The sequence below is a fragment of the Oceanobacillus sp. CFH 90083 genome, from assembly GCF_009389585.1.
In the GTDB taxonomy this organism is placed as follows: Bacteria; Bacillota; Bacilli; order Bacillales; family Amphibacillaceae; genus Oceanobacillus.
Window position 1 is genome coordinate 1 of record NZ_VIYG01000024.1, and the last position, 20,741, is coordinate 20,741.

Below are 20,741 nucleotides of genomic sequence, written 5' to 3' on the forward strand. Positions count from 1 at the left end.
CTTGGTCTGCACTACTAATGTTAGTATGTTTTTTTTATTAGAAAACTTGGTTGTCACCCAGCCTTTAGGTGACATCCTTAGTTGCGCTTATACTTGGAACCTAAAAATTTTTACTACGTCGAATTACTTCCAAGCTAAAATTTTATACTTTCCTAATGTGGAACAAAAATCACAACTCGCTTATCGCTACTGCTGTATTCCTATCAGATGACCGGTACGCAGCCATAGCTACCTCCAGAGCTCTTAATCCATCTTCTCCTGTAATAAAAGGAGCTTTGTTTTCCTTCACAGCTTGTATAAAACTTTCTATCAGCCCCAGATCCATATCATCTCCCCAGAAGTTCCACTGAACACCGTCTGAACTATATACATCCAGCTTCTGGGCAAACGCATCGACAGAGAGTGTTCCTTTTGTCCCTACGATCTCTAACGTAACATCTCCCCAGGTTGGAAAATCCTTATTACGGGACCAGCTGCAATCCAATGTTGCGAACATACCGTTATCAAATTCCATCGTTAACAGCCCTGTATCATCTATCTCCCCGTCGGTTAGTTTATTGTCTATTTCAGCATATACTTCCGTTACCTCCGCATGAGTAAACCACCGGATAATATCCACTACATGAACAGTATGATCTATAACTGCCCCGCCGCCGGATTTCTCTTTCTGCACAAACCATCCACCCGGGTTCGTACCTCTATTCGTACCTTTAATGGCAATAATATCACCTAAGTCACCGGTATCTATGGCCTGTTTAGCATTTTGGACAGGTTTATTAAAGCGCACTGGAAATGCTGTTTGTAAAATGACTCCCTTCTCCCGGCAGATCTTAATCATTTCTTTCGCATCTTTCACGTTAGAAGATAACGGTTTTTCGCATAGCACATGTTTACCATGCTCTGCCGCTGCTTTGACATGTTCAAAATGCTTCTGATTCTCTGATGTAATAATCACTGCATCAATTGGTTCCTTTAATAAGTCATGATAGTCGGAAAAGTATTTGGTATCAAACTGTTCCGCCGCTGCTTTCCCTCTCCCTTCTTCTTCATCGGCAATACCATATAATTCAACATTCGGTAAATCATTTAAAGTGCTCGCATAACTATACGCATGTCCATGAGCAAAGCTTATCATACCTACCTTCATTTTATCTCCTCCAAACTGGAAAATTGTTCAAGGTAAACCGGCTCACCTGACGCAATCGATTGCAAAGCAGCTAGTGAAATCTCCATGGCTTTATAAGCATCCTCTGCTGTTACTCTCGCAGCTTTCCCTTCTTTTATACAAGAGATAAAATGAGCCAGCTCGAGGTAATAGGGACTATACTTCGTCGGGCTGGATGGAACGGCTACTCCGCCAGCTGCCTCGGTGGAGGAACCTTTCTCTATGACAACAGGATTCACTGAAGTACTGTCATGCTGAATAATTCCTTGCTTACCGGCAATTTCTAATTTCGTATGGAAATTCTGATGTGCCCAGGTACCTTCTACATGAGCAATCACGCCATTCTCAAAACGCAGGGTAATTAATGCATATTCCATTTTACCTGCAACCCGCCCTCTGCTTGTTTTAGCATAAACTCGTTCTACTTCTCCAAAGCACCATCTTAGAAAATCAAAATCATGGATCACCATATCTAATATTAGACCGCCGCTTTTTTCAAAGTTCGCATACCAATCTTTGGAGGCATTTGGAAATGCTCCGCCTCTGGTTGTTCTCGCAATTACCGGCTCACCTATCTTCTGTGAATCTATTATTTCTTTTGCCCGTACATATTCTGGAAAAAAACGCACCACATGACCAACAAATAAATGAACACCCTGCTGTTGACAAAAATCAATCATCTCTCTGGCATCAGCCAGATGACGGGTCAATGGTTTCTCGCAAATAATATGAAATTTATCCCTTGCTACCTGGAAAACAGTCTCTTTGTGTAATGAGGTAGGCAAACAAATAGATACAACATCAATATCCGGTATTTCCTGCTTTGCTTTTTCATAAGAGGAAAATGCCTTGGTTCCATATTTCTCAGCCAGCTGCTCCGCCTTTTCAACATGGGCACCAACAATTCCAGACAGTGTAATCCCTTCCATTTCTGCATAGGCGGCAGCGTGGGCATTTCCCATTGTTCCTGTTCCTAAAACTAAAATATTCATTTTTGTGCACCTCTTTCTATTTCATTATCTTCTGACTCCTTGTAAAGCTATTCCAGAGACCAGGTGTTTCTGTAAGATGATAAACATAATCAACATCGGAATCGTAGACAATACAGCACCCGCCATCAGCAATGGGTAGTCTGTTGAATATTGTCCCTGAAATGCTGCAATCCCCACTGACAGCATTCTCGTTTCTTCTGAATTCGTCATGACTAAAGGCCAAAGAAAATCATTCCAAGCAGCGAGAATCGTAAAAATACCTAAAGCAATCAAGCCTGGTGTGGCATTTGGCAAAATAATACGCCAATAGATTCCAAAGAAGGAGCATCCGTCAATTGTTGCCGCTTCATCCAGCTCTTTTGGAATCCCTAAAAAGAATTGCCTTAGCAGAAACACTCCAAAAGCACTGAACATACCAGGAACAATCAAAGCATAGAAGGTATCAATCCAACCCAGAGATGTTAAAATTCCGTAGTTTGGAATTAAAATAATCTGCATCGGCACCATCAAAACAGATAAAACTAAAATAAATATGACATTCTTACCGGGAAAATCCATCCTGGCAAAGGCGAATGCAGCCAATGAGCATAAAATCAACTGCCCCAACGTTCTTCCCAGGGTTACCATAAGCGTATTAAAGTAATACCGCAGCATATCAATACTTGCAAAAACATCGAGATAATTCTTTACTAACCATTCTTCCGGAAAGATGGTAATCGGCACTTGCATCGCTTCTCCAAATGATTTTAGAGAAGTTAGCACCATCCAAAGAAATGGCGTAACCATGACCACCGCACCAATAATCAGCACCAGATGAATCAACCACTTCTTATTCATACGTTTCCTCCTTATTATCCGTCATAATGTACCCATTTCTTTTGGAACGCAAACTGGAAAATAGTAATGACTAATATCATTAAAAACAGCAAGAATGCTTGTGCAGAAGCATAACCCATTTGCGAATACTCAAATCCTGACTCATAAACTCCATATACCAGTGTACGCAATGGTTCTAATAGTACATGACTGTCGCCAATCATGATAAATATCAAATCAAATACTTGCAAAGAGCTGATCATTCCAGTAATAAATACGAAAAACAAAGTTGGTGTCAACAGAGGAATAGTTATCGTAAATAATTGTTTTAATTTTGAAGCGCCATCTATTTCGGCAGCTTCATAATAAGTTTCTGAAATCCCCTGCAGACCTGCCAGAATCAAAATAATGTTGTTTCCTACCGTCATCCAGACATACACAACAATAACTGATATCAACGCAATATTAGGATCAAACAGCCATGCAGGCTGAGGTAAATGGAGTAAGCCTAATATATAATTAAGCAAACCATAATCTGTGTTGTATAGCCACTTCCATACCATCCCGACAGCTACCGGCATCGTTACCACAGGCAGAAAATAAAGCGTCCTGTACACTACCATTCCTTTAATTTTCTGATTAAGCAAAATAGCAATTCCCGTGGCCAGCATCACCGCTAAAGGCACTGAAATCAGTGTAAATACCAGTGTATTAACCATGCTCCTGATAAAAGAATCTGTTTGAAACAACCGGATCAGATTGTCCAAACCAATAAACTCAGGCGGGTTAATCCCATTCCAGCTGGTGAAAGACAAGCCGAAAGAAGCAAGAGCCGGCATCAAATAAAACAGGAAGAGCCCTAACACAACAGGAGCAATAAATAGATAAGCCCATATCGCTTCCTTACGCTTACGTCTGCTTTTTTTTGGTTTAGTAAGCACTTTTGAATCACTCATTCATTAGAAACTCCCTTCTTACAGAAAGATCTTTATTCATTTATCTGTTCCGATTCCAAGATCAGATCCATCTCTCTGGCAACATTGTCCAAGGCTTCCTTCATTGACTTATAACCTAAAAATGCTCCTTGAATTTCTGCTTGTTCAATATCCTGCCACTGTATTGTATTTTGAGATACAGGATAGGGAAAAGAAACCTCCTGGGCATCGATAAATACCTGTAAATCCAGTTCAGGCATGGATTCCACCCATAAATCACTCATGGCTTCCTGGGCAGGAATACTAAAACCTGATTCCGCAATAAACTGGTTCCCTTTTTCTCCGGTCAAATGTTTAATTAAATCCCAGGCCAATTCTTCTTGTTCGGTGTCCCCATTCATAGCCCAGCCAATTCCGTGTGCAATAGATCCTTCTTCCTTCCCTGCCGGTAATGGAGCTACTCCCAAATCATCCCCAAGCTCACTGTAAAACATCTCCGCGTTCACAGAGATTTCAGGATGCATTGCTATCATTCCTGACATAAACATATCACGAGGATGATTTTCAATTTGTGTCTGTACAGATGGAGAAATCCCCTGATCTATCAACTCCTGTGTAAAAGCAAGTGCTTCTTGAGCTTCCGGTGAATTAAAACCTGAATGGGTCTTGTCTTCATCAATCATATAGCCTCCAGCCTGTGAAATTAAGTTATAATATCCGGCCTGGTTACTTACAACATACGCTGTATACCCGTAAACTCCCTCTTCCTGATCAGCTAAATGCTCCCCCTTTTCTTCAATATCCTTCCATGTCCAGGTTTCATCCGGATAATCCAAACCAGCCTCATCAAATAGTTTTTTGTTATAAAACAAACCTACAATATCCGAGAAATAAGGAGCTGCGTACAAGTGATCTTCATGAGAATATAAATCTATCATAGAATCGAAATAAGCATCTTTGGAAAAATCATTATCCCCTTCAATAAATGGCTCCAAATCTTTGATTAACCCATTGGAGGCATATTCAGAAAAATTAGGCCCATTCATCCAAAATACATCTGGTCCGCTGCCTCCCCCTATACTGGTCCGTAATTTCGTGAAATAGTTGGGATAAGGTGTATAGGTTACGTTCACTTCAACATCCGGATGCTCTTTATTAAATTCTTCGATAGAAGCATCGACTGCACCGCTTATTTTTTCATCCCACAAGGCTACTTCAAGCGTTTTTGTACCACCTTCCGTATTAGTTCCACAACCTGTTAAGATACCAACGAATACAATCATTAAAAATATGGTGTACACTCTTTTCCCCATTCTATCTCCTCCAAAAGAGTTTAATAATGTTTCGCCAGGAATATAATGAACCATAACTTCTTTCTTGGCAGCATTTTTTAAATCACAGCTTTCGGCAGATTAGATGAATTCCTTCATAATAGATTCACCCCATTTGTGAAGCGCTTTCAAAATATGTCTGAAATTTATTTTTATAAAAAATCACTCCTCCTAAATCTTTTAACATTATGCTGTCCTCTATTTGATAAAAATAAAATGGCTTATTCAGCTTTCTGTTTTAGTTATTGAAATTACATTGCCTGTTTTTTGAGATTCATTAGCTGCCAGCGTCGTCTCTAAGGTTTTCAAGCCATTCGTATAATCTGATAGAATGGTTTCTGTCTTTCCAGTCAAAATTGCTTCAATAAACGCATTATCTTGTTCTTCATAGAAATCTACTTCTGAACTATAGGTCATTACATTATTATCTTCCAAGATAGTAAGATTGGTTCCATCAATCATGACGCGGAATTTATTTCCTAACAATTCTACGCCCATACGATGATCATTTTGAGTAAAAGAACAGTCTAAATGTCCAACAGCCCCATTTTCAAATGTAAAACTGACAGAAGTCACATCTGGAATATCAATATTTTTAATATCATCCGATACTTTTAATGCCATATTGGCATAAATTGTCTTAAAGTCTCCATTCAAGTAACGAATTAGATCCATAATATGAGTAGCCTGCTCTACCAATTGTCCTCCTGACTTTGACATCATACGGTACCAAGAGGTCTCCACAAAAGAAGATAGATAGTAACCGCGTACCATGGCAATTTCTTTATCTATTAAATATTCCTTTGCCTTTTGCACAGTATCCAAATATCGCAAGCAATAACCCGTTGCACAAATAACACCTGATTTCTGAATAGCCAGCTGCTTGGCGTATACCTCTTCCATATTTAACCCTACAGGCTTCTCAACCATTAAATGAATTCCTTTTTCCACTATTTTTTGCTCCAAGTCTTTATGCGCAAATGGTGGAACACAAAGGAAAACAACATCCAACGTTTCCTTTTCTAACATTTCGTCAGCATCAGTATAAGCCTTTGCATTTATTTCTTCAGCTGTGTTAACTGCATTAACTTTGACAATATCGCAGACAGCAACAATGTCTACACTTTTGTGTTTTCCCAAAATCTTCAAATGAGTAGCTGCAACTCCTCCAATTCCAATAAACCCTGCTTTTAATTTTTCTATTTTCATCTCCTCCTATCGATCGGCATTAATAATTAATTCAATGTGCTTGGCAGTATCTGCTGCTAATGCTTTCACATCCAGCTTATATGGTGATAATTCTGCGGTAAGCGGGCCATCATAACCCAATTCCTTTAATGCTTTGCTGACCTCCTGCCAGTTAACATCGCCAGCTAATAATGGAACGAACCCTGTCATATTACCCACACTTGTATTAAAATCTTTGACATGTACTTTACGGATACGACTTCCTAAGATTTGTATCCACTGCTCTGGATAACCAAACTGAAGAACATTCCCTATATCAAAGTACACTCCGGCATATTCAGAATCCAGTTCGTCTACATAACGGGACATCTCTAGTGGTGAAAGTAAGAATTTATTCCAAACATTCTCAATCCCTATATATACCTGCTGCTTTTCTGCCAGAGGTAACACCTTCCGAAGCTCCTTTTGACTGCGATGATAGCATTGTTCATAAGTAACTTCTTCAGATACAATACCTGGCACAACAAGCACTGTATCAACATCCATAGCAGCTGCCAGTTCAATTTGCTTTTCAATGACAGCTCTCCCTTGTGCCCTGATAGCTTCATCTGGTGAGGATAACGGCACCTGCCATAATAATGCTGTAGATAGACTTTTAATTTCCAAACCATATGATTCTATAAGACTTTTGATTTTTTTGGCATCCTCTAAACTTGAATCCACTGTTAAGCCAATTCCCCCTGAAGGGTTCACATTTAATTCAACGGTATCAAAACCAGCTTCTTTACTATATTCAAGTACCTTCTCTAAGCTGGTCCCTTCAGGATAACACCATTGGTTAATTCCCTTTAACATGAAGATTCCTCCTACAAATTTGTTTTTAATCCATGCCTGTCATGCGTGAGCTTAAATTGGAATTTATCTTGAAGTAAAACTGAAGCTGCACCAACCATTTCAAATTCTTTTCCTAGTGATGATGTAGTAATATTTACATCCTGATAAAGTGGTTTCAGCGTTTTTTTCTTGATTTTATTCTGTAAAGCATTTATTAATAATTGATTTTGGTTAGTAACATCTCCTCCTAAAATAATTACTTCCGGGTTAAACAGATGAACTAAATTGACGACGCCTGCTGAAAGATACTCAGCAATATCATCATTCATTGCAACAGCCAAGCTATCGCCAGCGTTCACTGCTTCAACAAATTCTGATGGTGTTATAAACAACTTGTCATTTGTTAAGAAAGTAGTTAAAATGGTTTCCTTTCCTGTTTCTATCTCTTTCATTATTCTCTTGGATGTAGCCGGCCAGCTTATATAATTTTCTATACACCCTTTATTCCCACAGCTGCATAACTCACCTTGATAATCAATGCTGGTATGACCAAATTCACCAGCTCCTCCACTTTCGCCGCGAGAGATCGTGTTGTTTACGATAACGCCGGAACCAACACCTTCGCCAATCGTTATATATATGAGATTTTCTACATCTTGAAAATTCCCAAAATTCTTTTCAGCTAAAACATATGCGTTTGTATCATTATCAAGCCACGTTGGCAGATTAAAATGCTCTTCGACAGAATCCCGCAGATACACATCCTCCAATAACAAAACTGGATTATAATGAACTACGCCTTTTTTAGAATCAACAATCCCTTGAATAATGAGTGAAATACCAATACATTGTCTACCATCATCCTGTTGTGCAGCATAGAAATCCTCCAACAAACGAAGCAGGTAGTTTATTAAAGTAGTACCTGTATAGCCTTTAGTAGGGTAAATCCTTTTCATAGTTATCTCTGCCTCTAAATTCATATCTGCAATTGTTATTTTAGAATAAGAAATAGAAACGCCGATTAAATAGTGGTTATCTGGTGAAAAGTTTAAAAGAATCGGTTTCCTTCCCCCACTGGATGTTCCGGTACCGCCTTCTACTACATAGCCTTCATTGATGAGTTCTGTGACAGCCGATGTGACAGTTGTAGGGCTAAGATCATTCTTTTTAGCAATTTCACTTCTTGATATGGGGCCATATTTTCGAATCGTTTCTAAAATGATAGAGCGATTCAATTCTTGTATCAGCTTTAGGTCTCCAGTCCTTTTCATAGTTATTCACATTCCAATCTATTTAAATAATCGTTTTAGAAATATGTTAAGGGGAGTACTAAGCTAAATGCTATAGTTTTATCATCTCTTCCCTTAGGTATAGATTTATTTTTTAATACATGAGCAAACATTACTTTTTCCAATGGAATTATTAAGTAAAGAAATTTTATCATCATATTGTAAGCGTTGTCAAATTAATTTTTAGAAAATTTTAATTGATTAATCATTTAAGGTTATTATTGTTTTATGTATTATCTGCTACTGTAAATCCGTATGAAAGCACTGCTACATAAGGAGTTTCATTAACCTCTCTCTCAGGCAGAGCCGCTTACATATTCCTAAAATGTTTCATCAGGCTTATTGCTCTATCTAATCATTAATCGGAATTTAACTTAATAAACTTATTGGAGAAAGTGTTTTTATTTTAAGGTTTACGAATATTGTAATTGTATCAATAATGATTACAGGAAATATTTTAGGGTTTCACAAATGATTTTTTTGTGAGCCAGCTATATCAAGAAAAGCTGACTCATGCAATCTAAACTTCCATCAAAGCTTTTCAATACGCTTCTGCTTTTACACTAAATTAAATACAGCAAAAATCCCCATAAGCTGCTGTCCTTCCCGCTCGCTTATGGGGCATCTCCTCTTCAATCTACTTCTTACTTCCCAATTGTGATCGTACTGCCCGGCTTCACATCAGCCATCTCTTTCTCTTCCAAATAAAGCGACCCGGATTGCCCGGCTTCTGTACTTCCATCAAATTTCAATGTAATATGTCCCAAGTCATTCAAGTTCTTTCTCACGGCATTCCCAACACTTGTGATCTGATAAGAAACATCATCCAATTTTAAAGTATCTCCTGCTGTAATATCTTCATCAACAGATACTAAATCAATCACGTAGCAGAAATCCGCTAATTCACTTGGTGCATTATCCCCGAACAGAATCATCATTTTTTCTGCTTCAAATGCTTTTGCATCTTTTCCGATACTTTTAATTGTTGTTTGATACATGTTAAAACACTCCTAAATTTATTAATCTCTTATCTTTCATCGTACTTTTTGAGCACGAACTATTATTTATACAGCCCAAAGCTTGCCAGCCAGGCAACAAATACCCTTGGCACACCATTTAAGAATCTGGAATACAGGACAGATGGTACACCAACTTCAATTGTTTTTGTTTCCGCTTCTGCAAGACCTAAACCTACAGGGATAAAGTCAGCAGCATTTTGAGTATTGATTGCAAATAATGCTGGTAATGCCAGGTTTGGCGGGATGTTCCCTTTACCAATCTCTACACCAATTAATGTTCCTAATACTTGTCCAATAACTCCGCCAGGTCCGAGTAATGGGCTTAAGAATGGTAAAGAACATACAAAACCGATAATCATAAGTCCCCAAATGTTTCCTGCCAGCGGTGACATGATATTAGCAAATAAATCACCGATTCCAGAGCCTTGGATAATACCAATTAACAGGGCAACAAATCCCATAAAAGGAATAACAGTGTGCAGCATGGTTTCTACAGCATCACGGGAGGCCTGATAGAAAGTGTTAATTACTTTCCCTGCCCCTAAACCAATTTTGGTAAGCAAACTTTTATTTTCTTGCTCTGCTCTTGTTTCCATAATTTTCTTGTCTTTAGAATAGGTTGCTTCTTGCTCTGTCTTTTCTTCCTTCTCTGTTTCTTCAGAAGAAGCCTGCTGAACTGTCTCAGAAGCTTGTTCAGCTCCTTCCGCTTCACCAGCAACACTTACCTGATCCACATCTACATTCGATACATAAATATCTTCTGTAATATACTGTCTCAGTGGGCCACTTTTTCCTGTTGCCATAATATTAACTGTCGGGATACCTTTTTGGGGATAAATACCACAGCGTAATGTACCGCCACAATCAATAACAGCAACCATAATTTCGTCTTCCGGCACCGATGTTTCAAAGCCGTTTACCGAGGAAGCGCCGGTAATTTCACAAATTTTATCTACAATGGCAGGTTTATGACCACCTGTCACATACATTACTTTATCTTTTTTACCATTTACACCGATTACTAAAGGGCCGCCGAAACCACCAGAACCTTTAACTATTTTGACTTTTTTACTCATGGTCTCACACCTACCCTTCTATATGAACTTTTTTACTTAATTTTACTTTTTGCTGTTTTTCTACATAACTTGTTGTAAAGTCAGTTATCCAGCCGCCGATAAAGTTCATTACTAAACCAACCAGCAAATAGCGGATTGCTAAATCTGTCATAGGTAATCCCAATTGTTGAATCCCGCTTGCAATACCTAAGAAAATAAATAATTCCGCCGGGTTAATATGGGGGAAAATACCGTTACTTGTGTGTGCGAACTGTCCCGCAGCAGCAAAATAGCTTGGCTTGTACTTTTCTGGTAAAAACCTGCCTAATGAATGCAGCATTGGATTTGCCAGCATAAATGAACCTAAGAATGGCAGCACCATATATCTTAATAATGGGTTCCCTGCTGATTTTTGAGCAATTTTATTAATACGGTTTTCTCCAATTAATTGAATTAAAGTATTCATTGCGATGAGTAACATAAGAACTAATGGCACGATGGATCCCATCCAGCCAATAAACGTATCTGCACCTGTCTGGAAAAGGTTGATAAACCCTTCCGCTAATTTAACTATGAAGTCCATGTTTCTTGACCCCTTTCTTTGTGAACATTTTATTTACTTTATTTACAGCTTTCATCATTGGTGAAGGGATTCGTTCAATTTCTCCACCTGCCTGCACCACATTAAATGTATGCTGTGCATCAACAATGGCACGTTTTAAAAGCTTATTATAGTCTGTGAAATCTTCTTCCTTGAGCTTATTCATTTTCTTGCCTTCTAAGCCCTTCAGCTGTTTAAACCTGGAAAACACTGTCACCCCTTGCATATAACGTGCTTCCTCGATTTCGTTTTTATTATTCAATTGAAATAACACAAGTGTCCCTGATCTGATAATTGCCGGACGTCTCCCAATAGCTACACGGCCCTTTTCTCTCAGCTCCGTATAATGCTTTGTGAAATGCTTAATTTGGACAAACCCAAATAAATATTGGACAACAAAACCGACTGCTAAAATAATAATCAGCATGATAAAAAACATAAGCTATTTCCTCATTTCTTGATTCAAAATATATGAAAACGAAGTATAATCCGTATTCTTTGTCAATTTATTCAGCAGGTAACCATTCGTCGTCATTGCTAACACTTCTTCATAGACCCTGATCAAAATAGCTTCATTTCCAGCCTGATCTGGTGTAGCTAATAAGATAACGATATTAACATCCTGATAATCACATAACGGTTTATCTAATAGAGCAACCTTCATAAAAATACCGGATTGATGATGACTCACATGCGGAAAAGCTAATTTCCCCGTAACTGTTGATTTCATCTGTTCCCGTGCAATAATACGCTCTGTAAATTTCTCGTCGACCTCACCTTCTTGGATCAGCTCATCAGACAAAAAACGAATAATATCTTCGTAGTAATCAAACGTATCGACATGGTAAAAATCTTTCTCCTCAATAAAATCTACAAGGACACTTTGATTGAACAGCTTTTTATTCTTCACATCTTTATAAACCAAGAATTGCTCGATTTTTAATTTCAGCAATTGTGTATCCAGTATATTCTCTATATAGACCACTTTATTAAATAGACGGTTTGTCCAAACAGTAGAGACAATCAGATCAAATTGTTTAATATTCTCTGTTTCGAGCACCTCTTCATTAAATACTTCAATGTCAATTTGATTACTAAAGATCTTCTGTAAATTTGTTGTCAGCAGCTTCGATGCACTTAAGCCCTGATTTGTAATAACAGCAACCGATTTAATATCCCGGATTTTCTGTTCTAACTGCTCCAAGTACACACTAAAATATAATGAAAGAAAACCAAGCTCATTAATAGGCACTTCCATTTTTATTTCTTTTTTTATATTTTCAGCTAAAACACTTGATAACTCATAAGCGAACGGAAAACGCTGCTGTACATCCTCCATCAGATTGTTATTTACCTTCACACCAAAAATCAAACGGTTGATTAAATGTTTGATGTGAAGCTGAATATCTTTACTAAACATGGATGCATCAATTTTAATCGTGTAGTAATAATTGATGTCCTTAATTGTATTCTTTATAATATGCTCAAGCATCGAATGCTCATTTTCATTAATTATTTCATCTATAATGGAAGCTCTTCGTCCCAGGAGCTGCAGAACGATAACGAAAATTTCCTCGTTCGGCTTTTCTAGAGCATACTTATCTGTAATTGCTTTTTTTAATGCTTCAAAGCTTGTAAAATCTTTTGATTCAAATACCTGCTGATCAATATCTAAATCCACTTCGATAAAATGCCCTTTTTCAAGCCTGTCCAGTGTCACTTGAACAGCTAATCTTAACCTGGCATAAGAAGAATCATCTAATCTGTACTTCTTTTTCAAATCTAATAAATGCTGTTCAATTTGATCAGAAACCTGCAGCTCTTGATAACCATTAGGAAACTGTTCAATAATTACCTTGCGAATAGAAATTTCACTGCCTTCCAGCCGTAATCCGACATTCTGTGTCCCTTTAATATCCACTGGATAAGCCTGCAGCTTGTCTTTTAATTCCGTCACAATATTATTGACAACACTTTTACTCAAGAATAGATCCTCAGCAATATCGTCAATGGTGCTCTTCTGATGATCTAATAAGTGATGAAAAACAGCATCAAGCCGATCCTTCAATTCATTCTCATAGCTGCTCATTTCCTGTCGTAAAATTGTCAGCCGGTCAAAAAATTGATTTTCATTACGGATAAGCATCGACAGAATATGATGTTCCTTCATAATTTGAGAAGTGCCTTCAAAATAATCATTAACCTGCGCTACATAATTAGACAACGTCCGTTGTGATATATTCATTAGATGGGAAAGTTTTTCAGCTGAAATATGATCCGATGTAAGCACTTCTACGATTTTCAAATGCTTTTTATTAAGCTCCATAACCTCTCCCCTATTCTAATTTGGGGATTAACCTCTTGATTTACCCCCAGAGATATTGATTGTTGTTCCAGTAATATAGCTTGACTTCTCAGAACCCAGGTAGCATACCAAATCAGCAACTTCTGTTAATTGACCCACACGGCGGATTGGAATCGACTTGGAATAATCTCCATTTAATTGATCTACTGTTGTATTTCTTGTATAAGCAAGTGCCTCTTCATATTGCTGCGTTCTTAATCCTGTTTCTTCTAAGATTCCTGGTGCAACCGCGACAACACGGATATTGTGTTTTCCTAATTCCTTTGCCCAGCTTCTTGTGAAACCGATTAATGCCGCTTTCGTTGCTGAATAGATACTTTGTCCTTCAGATCCTTCCTGTCCAGCTTCACTGGCGATATTGATGATAACACCTTTTTGTGCTTGGATAAAATAACGGGATACTTCCTGGCTGAAAAGAACAGGTCCCTTCAGGTTAACACCAAGCATAAGATCAAGATCCTTCCTATTAATTTCATATTCAGGTTTTTCTCCTTTTGCATCTACTAATAGTCTTGGTAAATTAATACCTGCATTATTCACCAGCACATCAATTTGAGACTGCTCTTCCAAAATAGAAGCAACCGTCCCGCGAACTGCTTCTTCATCCGCTACATTTGTTTCTTTAAAATGATAGCGTGGATGATCAATCGGATTGTCACGTAAATCTGTGTTATACACGATAGCATCATTAGCCAGGAAGGATTGAACAATTTGTCTGCCGATACCAGATGATCCGCCTGTTACAATGATTACTTTATTCTCTATATCTAACCAATTATTTGCCATTATTATGCCTCCTCTTTTTCTTCTGATTTCATTATATTGCTAACCGTTTTCAAAATTAATTTGTTGTTTTGTGCAGATTAGGGAAAAAGGGAAAATAATTATATGAGAAATGGAGAAACTACAAGCTGATGTTTGATTTAAAACTGTAAAAATAAGATGAGGTGACAGCATGAATAAAGCAAAAGCAGCAGAGGAAATTCAAAAGATTTTAGATGTTTCCAAGATCGGTGTCCTATCCACTTCACATCATAATGTGCCAAACAGCCGATATATGGTTTTTTACCATGATGAAGCAGTATTATACACAAAAACAGACGAGGATTCTCCAAAAGTAGTGGAGGTAGAAAGTAATCCGCAGGCGCATATTTTGCTTGGGTACGAAGAAACAAAAAATAAAAGCTTCTTGGAAATAAGGGCGAAGGTAGAAGTTATTGATGATCAGGAAACGATTGACTGGTTATGGGAAACTCAGGATAAGACTTACTTTGACTCTAAAAATGATCCGGATTTAACTGTTCTTAAGCTGATTCCAGTTCAAATTAAAATCATGAATGATGATAATCTTGATACACCCGCGACAATTAAAATGGAAGAGATGTAAAAAATAAAAAAACCGGAAGTGCCGCAGTAATCGGAAAAAGGTAATGCGTATATACTTAGCCGCTATCCAACTGGCAGTAGTTGTTATCCTAAGTGCAACAGCATACAGATTTAGACCTCTATTGCACTTAAAATAAAAACCATACAAAATCCGGATCAATCTGTCCTTCATCAAGAAAAGGGAGTGATCCGGATTTATAATTATCTGCTTATTTCAGGTGTCAGAATTAATCTGAAACACCTTCTACTATATCATTTTTATAAAAAATACTTTCCCTTCACCCATGTCTGCCTCATATTCATGCACAGCTTCATTAAACTATTTCAAGCTTCCTTCATCCTTTTCATATTTCACACAGTGAGAGGCTAAAAATTTCTGCACGAAAGAAGTATCTAAATAATATCCAACGGCATTTTCCTTGCCGGCGCAGGAAATTCCGCTTCTATTAACTGCAATTCCTCCTCCGATAACCGAATGGATGCAGCATCAATATTTTCCTGAATATGCTTCTTGTCACTGGACTGTGGAATGGAGAGAACATCATGCTGCCGAATTGTCCAGGCTAACATAATTTGAAACACCGTTGCATTATGCTGCTTTGCAATTTCTTGAAGTACATGGTTACCTATGATATTATCTCCCTGGGCAATTGGAGAATAAGCAATGGTTGGCAGCGATTTGCTTCTTTGCAATGGCAGTAAATCATATTCAATACCTCTGCTGGCGATATTATACAAGACTTGATTCGCAGTACAACCCTCTCCACCTTTTAGCTTCCACATTTCTTCCACATCGGCAGCATCAAAATTGGAAACACCCCAAGCCCGAATCCTGCCGTCCTTCACATACTTTTCCAGTGATTCAATTGTTTCCTCAAGCGGTGTACTGCTTTTCCAATGCAGCAGATATAAGTCCAGATAATCTGTCCCCAAACGTTTCAAGGAATTTTCGAGCGAACGTTCCAGTTCCGGTTCTTTTGCATGAAATGGATAGAACTTGGAAATCAGGTAGATATCTTCTCTCTTTATATCTTGGATAGCTTCGCCGATAAGGGTTTCTGAATTGCCTTCTCCATACATTTCAGCCGTATCAATAACTTCGATGCCACTTTCCAGCCCGTACCTTAGTGCTTCTATTTCCTGGTTTCTTTTTGATGAGCTGTCTCCCATATGCCAGGTTCCCATGCCGATTGGGAACAAATCCTTCTTGCCTAATCGAACCATACTCTAACACCTCTTTTAACTTTGTTTATTCTTTTACCATTCCCCTGAGCAAATATAGATAAACAATCAGCTAGGGATGAACTCATGAATGGCATGCCTTTTTGTTATGATGGTGAAGTTTTAAGTGTTATCCCTTCCTATGTGACCATTTTCCCGAACTATAAAATATCAATGAACATCATAACCTTTTTCTAATAAATTCTGATACTCTTGACTATTATTTAACATAAATATGTCTCATCCCTTTACATAAAGCGATTTGTCTTCATGTAGAGAGAGGTCGGTTTCTAGCAGCTCTTTAATGATTAAAAATCGGCGATCTTCTTCTGAAATTTCGATTCTTGCACCATAAGTTGTATAAGCAACAAAATAAGCTGCACCTTCAAAAATACATATTCCCGTAGTATCATACATTGGCTCTAATATTTCATAAGCAATTTCTTGTATATCGCCAAAAGGCAGATTGAAAATTTCAATGATTTCTTTCATTATCCAAACCTCCATTTAAGGAATTTCTATCTGAATACGCTGCCGTTCTTCACCATCCGTACTAATCACCCAATAGCTGTAGTCTGGCTCTAATGTAGCAAATCCTTTATCCACCGTGACAATCAGCTTATCCTGATTATTAAAAAAGACCGGGCTGGTTACATGTTCACCAAATGACGTAATCTGCTCTACCTGCTTTGTCTCTAAATCCATTCGGTATCCTTCGTAAATATAGGTGCCATTCTCATTTGTTCTAGCTACGTCAGAGAAAGCAACATATTCTCCGTCCGGTGATAACGCAGGTGAAGATATAATCGGTTCATCCACAGCGAAATCACCCATAGGGATGACAGTTGTTTCACTTCCATCTTCCAGATTGTGAAAAACCAGCTGGTCTGTTTCATCAAAATTCCGATACATCAAAGCCTCGCCGTCTGGTATCAAATCTAAGTCGGACATATCATAAGCCGCTTTCTCCGTAATCTGCGCCATCTCCTCAGTGTCCAAATCAATACGATAAATATCGAATTCATGAGGCCGCTCCGATGCAATCGGAGAATAATTCGTATGCACGCCAGCTTCAAGGAAAAATAAAGACTGACCATCCGGCGAGAAGGCAGCCTCGGTCACTAAACCTTCCCCGCCTGTCATCTCTTTTATCTTTCCATCTGCACGATCAATCAGCATAAGCTTTCCAAGCTGTTGTTCATCATCGTCTTCCCATTGTTCTACATAGGCAATTTTTCCGCCATCAGGTGAGAACGTTGGGTTAAGAAGGGAGTTCCCCTCAGAGGCTCCTGCTACAAGTTCTGCATTTCCACCGTTGACAGGTGCTGTATAAACTGCAGATTCACCTTCATGTTCATAAATGAAGACAATTTCCTCATCATCTGGTGAAATATCCGCAGTTTCACCAAAACCGGTGTAGCCTTCAGGATCTCCTTCTAAATAGCCGGTTCCCCACAGGATGAGGAATAGCAGTATCATGCCGACGATGAAGCTTATATTTTTCATTGTTAATGACATATTATTCTATCCCCCCGAAAGAAAAACGAAGAATGGCAAAAGATAACATGATGGCTAATGCAGAAACCAATAATCCGGTTGCGAGAGATAAAGCTGGTTTTCTCGCAATTAATTTCATTTGAAATTTATAAAAAATCAGCCAGATCAGAATCGGAATCAGCGTAATTAAGGCCTGTATACTTATCCCGGTGAATACAAGAAATGACCACAAGAAGAACAAACTCAAAAAGATGATAATCATTCCATATAACAGATTCATGATATAGCTAAATTTTACGAATCCTTGTTTTTGCTGTTTATTATCTGTCTGATTGGCAGAATAATAGGAGTTTCGGAAAACAAACAGGAAATTCAGTCCAATCAAAATAAGCAAATAGATACTGAAAAGCATAGCCTGCAACTGTGACAAACTCTGCATCAATGCCAAATTGATGCCGTTCCAAATAATATTGATTATAAGCAGAACATTAAGTAAATAAAAATAACGGCCAACGAAGGCAATATTAATGGCTGCCAATGTGACAACGCTGCCTGACAACAACTGAACCGTCAGCCAGACAGGAGTGGGTTCATGCATAACAAAAATAAGGTTTATATAAAAAATAGCCCCGAATAAAATGGTAACGATACCTATTAAATATAATAATCCCCTCTGAAACGGGTACATCGATTCCTGCAGCTCCTGCCCAACTATGTGCGAATCCCCAAATGCAGCTATTACCTTTTTCTCTGCCTGCTTCTCGGAAAGACCTGCACTGATATAATTGCTTTTCGCCTCATTTAAATGACTGAGCAGCTCCTCTCTTAGCTCCTCCCGTTCACCATCCGGACTTTGCGTTTGTTTAAGCACCTCTTCTACATGTTTTTCAATCCGGTTCATGATAAATCACCAGACGTTTTGGTGATTAGACGATGAACACGATTCCATTCCTCCAGTTTCTTTTCTAAAATGGCGTTACCCTCATCCGTTATCTGGTAGTACTTCCTTCTCCCTTTCTCCGTTTCCGACCAATATGACTGAAGCCACTGTTTTTTCTCCATTCGCTTCAAGGCAGGATAAAGTGTTCCTTCTCCCATGCTGTACAGCTGATCACTTTTATCCTTCAGTACCTTTACCATTTCGTAACCGTACATATCCTTTCCAGATAGTAGATTTAGCAATAAAATATCGATGCTTCCCTTCATTATTTCCCGGTCCATTTTGATATCACCTCTTTATAACATTGTATTACGATGTACATTGCATTGCAATGCACAAAGGTGAAAATGATGGTATTTTATTCGCAATATCAGCTTCACACCGCCAAAAGCCAGCTTGGAATAGCACAAGAATATGTAATAAAACCAACGTAAATAATGATTCTAATGAGTCAAAATCGCAAAATGTTACACAAGCTAATTGATGATCTTCCGGAAGATACATTGCCTAAAGCTGCGGATATATTTGAAAAAATGATTGAAAAAGAAGTCATAAGCGATAAAGAAATAGAGGAATTAAATATTATTCGAAAAGAAATTGAAAATGGAGAACCTTATTCATTGATGAATTGTTTGGGGAACTGGAGAAGTAATGTATGATATTGTTTTCTCCAAACAAGCTAAAAAATTTATCGATAAACAAGACAGAATTACAAAGAAAAGGTTAAGGGATGCTATATTAGCATTGTCTGAGAACCCCTACAGATCAACAGCTTACATTAAAAATTGAAAATCGCGATCAAATATATAGAAAGTAATATCTTCAACTGTTTAGCTATCAAACGCAAATCAAGGAGCTGTCACAAATGCCTGATATGCATTCAATGACAACTCCTTTCTCTATTCACAAGGATTAGATACACCCTACATCTACTCCGCTACTCCCAATGCTTCCTTAGCCATCCGTTCATACTCTTCCATGCCGGAAATCATCGCAAACTCAGCAATAGCTACTGCATATGCCGCATCCAATTCCATAATATGCTCCTTCATCTTTGGCCAGTAGATCCCCCCTGCTTCTTTGTAATAATGAAGAAGCTTTTCCAATGCCTCTTCGCCAAAAGCTTTATATTGGAATACAAAATCATTAGAAACATCGGTAACTTTTGCTTCCGTCCAATCAATTAATCCGATAACTCTTGTGTCATTATCAATCATCAAATGGCCGGCATGTACATCTCCATGCATCAGCCCTGTTTCATTTGGCCACAGCTCTTCATTATTCAACCAGTTCTGCCAGCGATTCCAAAGGTCATCCGCCACTCCAAAACGTGCCTTTACCTTCTCCATTCTCTCTTTCATCAATGCTTTCGCTTCTTGCGCTGTATATGCAGGGATGCCTGCTTTTTCTGCTTCTTTTTTGGGTACATTGTGCAAGGAAGCCAGTACCTCACCCTGCGTCTGATGAAATTGTTCCGGAATATTTTCAATATCCATTTCCCATACATAGTTTTGAATGGTCGGATCAATCGTGCCGACAGGAATACCATCAAGCTTTTGATATGCAATCAAATCCTTTTCATAGATGGACCAAACAGGTACTCGGAAGGGGACATGCTGATGAACAATTTCTAAAACCTTCCGTTCATCCACCGTCCGTTCCATCACATCATCCCGTCTTGGTATTCTTAACACCCATTCCGCCCCATCTGCCCCTTCCGCATAAGCCACGAGGAAATCCAATCCTGATTGATTAAAGCTGATAGAGTCCTCTTTCAAATCTAATCTATACTTTGCAGCTAACACTGACACAGCTTGTCTATCCAAATTTGTCACACCCTTTTTAATTTTAACAGTGCCCGTAAAGAATATTACCAAATATAGAAAAATAGGAACGGGGCGTCCGCTACTATTCTCTTCAACCGTGGAGGGATTCTAAAAAAGATAGGCCAATCCTTCATCTGAGCACATATTATATCTGAAACATATCCATTAAAGATGCAAAGATTGGTTATCAATCAACAGAATCCCTCCTTCCTGATAGTTACATTCATCCTAGCATAGTGGTATTTTATTCGCAATACCAGCTATATCCCAGGATTTTTTAC

Annotated in this window: 22 protein-coding genes; 2 read left to right on the plus strand and 20 right to left on the minus strand. The window is 38.3% G+C overall.

Going from position 1 to position 20,741, the window contains the following annotated elements:
- Positions 1–169: 169 nt before the first annotated feature.
- The 14 genes from FLK20_RS20245 to FLK20_RS20310 form a co-directional block, all read right to left on the minus strand.
- A complete protein-coding gene (locus FLK20_RS20245) occupies positions 170–1,147 on the minus strand; it encodes a Gfo/Idh/MocA family protein (RefSeq protein ID WP_152658416.1) in 978 nt (325 codons plus the stop codon).
- Positions 1,144–2,157, minus strand: coding sequence for a Gfo/Idh/MocA family protein (locus FLK20_RS20250; protein WP_152658417.1), 1,014 nt, complete (start codon positions 2,155–2,157; stop codon positions 1,144–1,146). The genes FLK20_RS20245 and FLK20_RS20250 overlap by 4 nt, the downstream gene beginning before the upstream one ends.
- A 24-nt stretch (positions 2,158–2,181) precedes the next feature.
- Positions 2,182–2,994 (minus strand): carbohydrate ABC transporter permease, encoded by an 813-nt coding sequence (locus FLK20_RS20255; RefSeq protein ID WP_152658418.1) that lies wholly within the window; start codon positions 2,992–2,994, stop codon positions 2,182–2,184.
- A 14-nt stretch (positions 2,995–3,008) separates the two neighbouring features.
- On the minus strand, positions 3,009–3,929 hold the full coding sequence (locus tag FLK20_RS20260; RefSeq protein ID WP_152658419.1) for a carbohydrate ABC transporter permease: 921 nt from the start codon (positions 3,927–3,929) through the stop codon (positions 3,009–3,011).
- 32 nt (positions 3,930–3,961) lie between these two features.
- The gene (locus FLK20_RS20265; protein ID WP_152658420.1) at positions 3,962–5,221 is read right to left on the minus strand and encodes an ABC transporter substrate-binding protein; all 1,260 of its coding nucleotides are present in this window, start codon (positions 5,219–5,221) and stop codon (positions 3,962–3,964) included.
- A 243-nt stretch (positions 5,222–5,464) separates the two neighbouring features.
- Positions 5,465–6,448, minus strand: a complete 984-nt coding sequence (locus tag FLK20_RS20270) for a Gfo/Idh/MocA family protein (RefSeq protein ID WP_152658421.1) — start codon at positions 6,446–6,448, stop codon at positions 5,465–5,467.
- Positions 6,449–6,454: 6 nt separating this feature from the next.
- Positions 6,455–7,282, minus strand: coding sequence for a sugar phosphate isomerase/epimerase family protein (locus FLK20_RS20275; RefSeq protein ID WP_152658422.1), 828 nt, complete (start codon positions 7,280–7,282; stop codon positions 6,455–6,457).
- 11 nt (positions 7,283–7,293) lie between these two features.
- Positions 7,294–8,532, minus strand: a complete 1,239-nt coding sequence (locus FLK20_RS20280; RefSeq protein ID WP_152658423.1) for an ROK family transcriptional regulator — start codon at positions 8,530–8,532, stop codon at positions 7,294–7,296.
- Between the two features lie 662 nt (positions 8,533–9,194).
- Positions 9,195–9,548 carry a PTS glucitol/sorbitol transporter subunit IIA gene (locus tag FLK20_RS20285; protein WP_152658424.1) on the minus strand — a complete coding sequence of 118 codons (354 nt, stop codon included), beginning with the start codon at positions 9,546–9,548 and terminating at the stop codon, positions 9,195–9,197.
- Between the two features lie 62 nt (positions 9,549–9,610).
- The gene (srlE, locus tag FLK20_RS20290; protein WP_152658425.1) at positions 9,611–10,645 is read right to left on the minus strand and encodes a PTS glucitol/sorbitol transporter subunit IIB; all 1,035 of its coding nucleotides are present in this window, start codon (positions 10,643–10,645) and stop codon (positions 9,611–9,613) included.
- A gap of 10 nt (positions 10,646–10,655) precedes the next feature.
- Positions 10,656–11,207 carry a PTS glucitol/sorbitol transporter subunit IIC gene (srlA, locus tag FLK20_RS20295; RefSeq protein ID WP_152658426.1) on the minus strand — a complete coding sequence of 184 codons (552 nt, stop codon included), beginning with the start codon at positions 11,205–11,207 and terminating at the stop codon, positions 10,656–10,658.
- Positions 11,191–11,664, minus strand: a complete 474-nt coding sequence (locus FLK20_RS20300) for a transcriptional regulator GutM (RefSeq protein WP_152658427.1) — start codon at positions 11,662–11,664, stop codon at positions 11,191–11,193. The genes srlA and FLK20_RS20300 overlap by 17 nt, the downstream gene beginning before the upstream one ends.
- A gap of 3 nt (positions 11,665–11,667) precedes the next feature.
- Positions 11,668–13,551 (minus strand): BglG family transcription antiterminator, encoded by a 1,884-nt coding sequence (locus tag FLK20_RS20305; protein ID WP_152658428.1) that lies wholly within the window; start codon positions 13,549–13,551, stop codon positions 11,668–11,670.
- A 27-nt stretch (positions 13,552–13,578) separates the two neighbouring features.
- On the minus strand, positions 13,579–14,376 hold the full coding sequence (locus tag FLK20_RS20310; protein WP_152658429.1) for an SDR family oxidoreductase: 798 nt from the start codon (positions 14,374–14,376) through the stop codon (positions 13,579–13,581).
- A 169-nt stretch (positions 14,377–14,545) separates the two neighbouring features.
- Between FLK20_RS20310 and FLK20_RS20315 the strand changes: the two genes are divergently transcribed.
- Complete coding sequence (locus tag FLK20_RS20315; RefSeq protein WP_152658430.1) at positions 14,546–14,977, plus strand: pyridoxamine 5'-phosphate oxidase family protein; 432 nt, start codon at positions 14,546–14,548, stop codon at positions 14,975–14,977.
- Between the two features lie 392 nt (positions 14,978–15,369).
- Here the strand turns inward: FLK20_RS20315 and FLK20_RS20320 are convergent, their stop codons facing one another.
- From FLK20_RS20320 to FLK20_RS20340, 5 genes are all read right to left on the minus strand, one after another.
- Positions 15,370–16,200 (minus strand): aldo/keto reductase, encoded by an 831-nt coding sequence (locus FLK20_RS20320; RefSeq protein WP_152658431.1) that lies wholly within the window; start codon positions 16,198–16,200, stop codon positions 15,370–15,372.
- 237 nt (positions 16,201–16,437) lie between these two features.
- Positions 16,438–16,689, minus strand: a complete 252-nt coding sequence (locus tag FLK20_RS20325) for a hypothetical protein (RefSeq protein WP_152658432.1) — start codon at positions 16,687–16,689, stop codon at positions 16,438–16,440.
- Positions 16,690–16,704: 15 nt separating this feature from the next.
- On the minus strand, positions 16,705–17,715 hold the full coding sequence (locus tag FLK20_RS20330) for a TolB family protein (RefSeq protein WP_152658433.1): 1,011 nt from the start codon (positions 17,713–17,715) through the stop codon (positions 16,705–16,707).
- A 1-nt stretch (position 17,716) separates the two neighbouring features.
- Entirely contained in the window at positions 17,717–18,595 is an 879-nt protein-coding gene (locus FLK20_RS20335; protein ID WP_152658434.1) for a permease prefix domain 1-containing protein, read from the minus strand.
- Positions 18,592–18,915 (minus strand): PadR family transcriptional regulator, encoded by a 324-nt coding sequence (locus FLK20_RS20340; protein WP_152658435.1) that lies wholly within the window; start codon positions 18,913–18,915, stop codon positions 18,592–18,594. Before FLK20_RS20340 ends, FLK20_RS20335 begins: the two co-directional genes overlap by 4 nt.
- A 183-nt stretch (positions 18,916–19,098) precedes the next feature.
- On the opposite strand from FLK20_RS20340, the gene FLK20_RS20345 reads away from it, so the two are divergent.
- Positions 19,099–19,293, plus strand: a complete 195-nt coding sequence (locus tag FLK20_RS20345; RefSeq protein WP_152658436.1) for a hypothetical protein — start codon at positions 19,099–19,101, stop codon at positions 19,291–19,293.
- A 270-nt stretch (positions 19,294–19,563) separates the two neighbouring features.
- Here the strand turns inward: FLK20_RS20345 and FLK20_RS20350 are convergent, their stop codons facing one another.
- Positions 19,564–20,460: a macrolide 2'-phosphotransferase gene (locus tag FLK20_RS20350; protein ID WP_194165708.1), complete on the minus strand. Its 897-nt coding sequence runs from the start codon at positions 20,458–20,460 to the stop codon at positions 19,564–19,566.
- Positions 20,461–20,741: the final 281 nt, after the last annotated feature.

What these genes read in the sequence shown, in the direction of transcription:
- FLK20_RS20330 (WP_152658433.1), bottom strand. Translation starts at nt 17,715, where the DNA reads ATGTCATTAACAATGAAAAATATAAGCTTCATCGTCGGCATGATACTG.
- FLK20_RS20260 (WP_152658419.1), bottom strand. Translation starts at nt 3,929, where the DNA reads ATGAGTGATTCAAAAGTGCTTACTAAACCAAAAAAAAGCAGACGTAAG.
- FLK20_RS20270 (WP_152658421.1), bottom strand. Translation starts at nt 6,448, where the DNA reads ATGAAAATAGAAAAATTAAAAGCAGGGTTTATTGGAATTGGAGGAGTT.
- FLK20_RS20285 (WP_152658424.1), bottom strand. Translation starts at nt 9,548, where the DNA reads ATGTATCAAACAACAATTAAAAGTATCGGAAAAGATGCAAAAGCATTT.
- FLK20_RS20250 (WP_152658417.1), bottom strand. Translation starts at nt 2,157, where the DNA reads ATGAATATTTTAGTTTTAGGAACAGGAACAATGGGAAATGCCCACGCT.
- FLK20_RS20255 (WP_152658418.1), bottom strand. Translation starts at nt 2,994, where the DNA reads ATGAATAAGAAGTGGTTGATTCATCTGGTGCTGATTATTGGTGCGGTG.
- FLK20_RS20280 (WP_152658423.1), bottom strand. Translation starts at nt 8,532, where the DNA reads ATGAAAAGGACTGGAGACCTAAAGCTGATACAAGAATTGAATCGCTCT.
- FLK20_RS20275 (WP_152658422.1), bottom strand. Translation starts at nt 7,282, where the DNA reads ATGTTAAAGGGAATTAACCAATGGTGTTATCCTGAAGGGACCAGCTTA.
- FLK20_RS20245 (WP_152658416.1), bottom strand. Translation starts at nt 1,147, where the DNA reads ATGAAGGTAGGTATGATAAGCTTTGCTCATGGACATGCGTATAGTTAT.
- FLK20_RS20265 (WP_152658420.1), bottom strand. Translation starts at nt 5,221, where the DNA reads ATGGGGAAAAGAGTGTACACCATATTTTTAATGATTGTATTCGTTGGT.
- FLK20_RS20305 (WP_152658428.1), bottom strand. Translation starts at nt 13,551, where the DNA reads ATGGAGCTTAATAAAAAGCATTTGAAAATCGTAGAAGTGCTTACATCG.
- FLK20_RS20300 (WP_152658427.1), bottom strand. Translation starts at nt 11,664, where the DNA reads ATGTTTTTTATCATGCTGATTATTATTTTAGCAGTCGGTTTTGTTGTC.
- FLK20_RS20340 (WP_152658435.1), bottom strand. Translation starts at nt 18,915, where the DNA reads ATGGACCGGGAAATAATGAAGGGAAGCATCGATATTTTATTGCTAAAT.
- srlE (WP_152658425.1), bottom strand. Translation starts at nt 10,645, where the DNA reads ATGAGTAAAAAAGTCAAAATAGTTAAAGGTTCTGGTGGTTTCGGCGGC.
- srlA (WP_152658426.1), bottom strand. Translation starts at nt 11,207, where the DNA reads ATGGACTTCATAGTTAAATTAGCGGAAGGGTTTATCAACCTTTTCCAG.
- FLK20_RS20325 (WP_152658432.1), bottom strand. Translation starts at nt 16,689, where the DNA reads ATGAAAGAAATCATTGAAATTTTCAATCTGCCTTTTGGCGATATACAA.
- FLK20_RS20310 (WP_152658429.1), bottom strand. Translation starts at nt 14,376, where the DNA reads ATGGCAAATAATTGGTTAGATATAGAGAATAAAGTAATCATTGTAACA.
- FLK20_RS20335 (WP_152658434.1), bottom strand. Translation starts at nt 18,595, where the DNA reads ATGAACCGGATTGAAAAACATGTAGAAGAGGTGCTTAAACAAACGCAA.
- FLK20_RS20315 (WP_152658430.1), top strand. Translation starts at nt 14,546, where the DNA reads ATGAATAAAGCAAAAGCAGCAGAGGAAATTCAAAAGATTTTAGATGTT.
- FLK20_RS20345 (WP_152658436.1), top strand. Translation starts at nt 19,099, where the DNA reads ATGTTACACAAGCTAATTGATGATCTTCCGGAAGATACATTGCCTAAA.
- FLK20_RS20320 (WP_152658431.1), bottom strand. Translation starts at nt 16,200, where the DNA reads ATGGTTCGATTAGGCAAGAAGGATTTGTTCCCAATCGGCATGGGAACC.